At 44.9% G+C, this 1,239-nt stretch carries 1 protein-coding gene; it reads left to right on the forward strand.

What is annotated here, in order from left to right:
* The first annotated feature begins 123 nt into the window (after positions 1-123).
* On the forward strand, positions 124-1,155 hold the full coding sequence (locus WDC_RS09210; protein WP_044011552.1) for an IS30 family transposase: 1,032 nt from the start codon (positions 124-126) through the stop codon (positions 1,153-1,155).
* The last annotated feature ends 84 nt before the right edge of the window (positions 1,156-1,239 follow it).

Here is a 1,239-nt window from a genome sequence, read left to right on the forward strand (position 1 = left end):
CCGCGCGTTTTATAATCAAGTTAGCCAAATACTTTTAGCTAATTGATAAAATAAAAAACACCAAGACAAATCTCTGTTATCATTGATGTTCCTACACAAACAATGAAAGAGGTTATTGTCTTGATGCAAGAACAGAATACCACAGTCAGAAAAAAAGGTCAGCACCTAACTTCGTTTGAACGAGGCAGAATTGCTACGCTGCACAGCCAAGGCTATTCCAATCGTGCAATTGCCAGAGCGCTTAATGTTTGTCATCAAACAATCAATAATGAATTGTGCCGCGGCGAGATCGACCAAGTAAAAAAAGTGAATGGTCAACGCCAATATTACGCTGTATACTCACCAGAAACAGCACAAGCTAAGTACGAAGCTAATCGAGCCTACTGTCATCGACCTTTGAAACTCGTCGGTGTCGCTGATTTTATCGACTATTTTACGACTCATTTGCGTCAAGATGGTTGGTCGCCTGATGCAGCAGTAGGACGGGCCAAACTTGAAGGCTTATATCAACCTGAGGAGATGGTCTCGACCAAGACGCTATACCACTATATTGATGCCCAGTTACTTGAAGTCCGCAATCTTGATCTACTCGAAAAAACGCGCCACCGTGCCAAACATCATCACTCGATCAAGCACAAGCGTCTGGCCGGACGGAGTATTGATGAACGGCCTAAGAGTATCGACCAGCGCCAAGAGTTCGGCCATTTCGAATTGGACACCGTGGTGGGCAAGCGCAACGGTCAAGAGAGTGTGATCTTAACGCTGATCGAGCGTCAATCCCGCTGCCAAATTCTACGTTTGATCGATGGTCGTGATGCCGATTCAGTCAACTATGAGCTGGCCAAGATCTGTCAAGAATACGGATCAATCATGAAGTCAGTTACTGCCGATAATGGCGCTGAGTTCTCGGAAGTTGGCGCTGTACTTACCGGTGTCGCTGACCTTTATTATGCCCATCCATATCGTTCCTCTGAGCGTGGGACTAACGAAGCGCATAATCGAATGATCCGCCGCGATGTACCCAAGGGTCTATCCATGGATATTTTGGGTCCTCATGATATCCAAGCAGTTGAGTCAAAGCTAAACAATTTACCGCGCCGGCAAACTGGCTATCAAACACCCAAAGAGCTTTTCTCCGCTGCTTCCGCCGGTTAAGTTAAATCCATAAAATATGAATATTAATGAAAATACTGATTTAATAGGATTTATCGTGTGGCTAATTTGTTCTTGCAATTTGGG

This window comes from Paucilactobacillus wasatchensis (genome assembly GCF_000876205.1).
Taxonomy (GTDB): domain Bacteria; phylum Bacillota; class Bacilli; order Lactobacillales; family Lactobacillaceae; genus Paucilactobacillus; species Paucilactobacillus wasatchensis.

Coding starts and splice junctions, on each gene's coding strand:
- WDC_RS09210 (WP_044011552.1), top strand. CDS start 124: ATGCAAGAACAGAATACCACAGTCAGAAAAAAAGGTCAGCACCTAACT.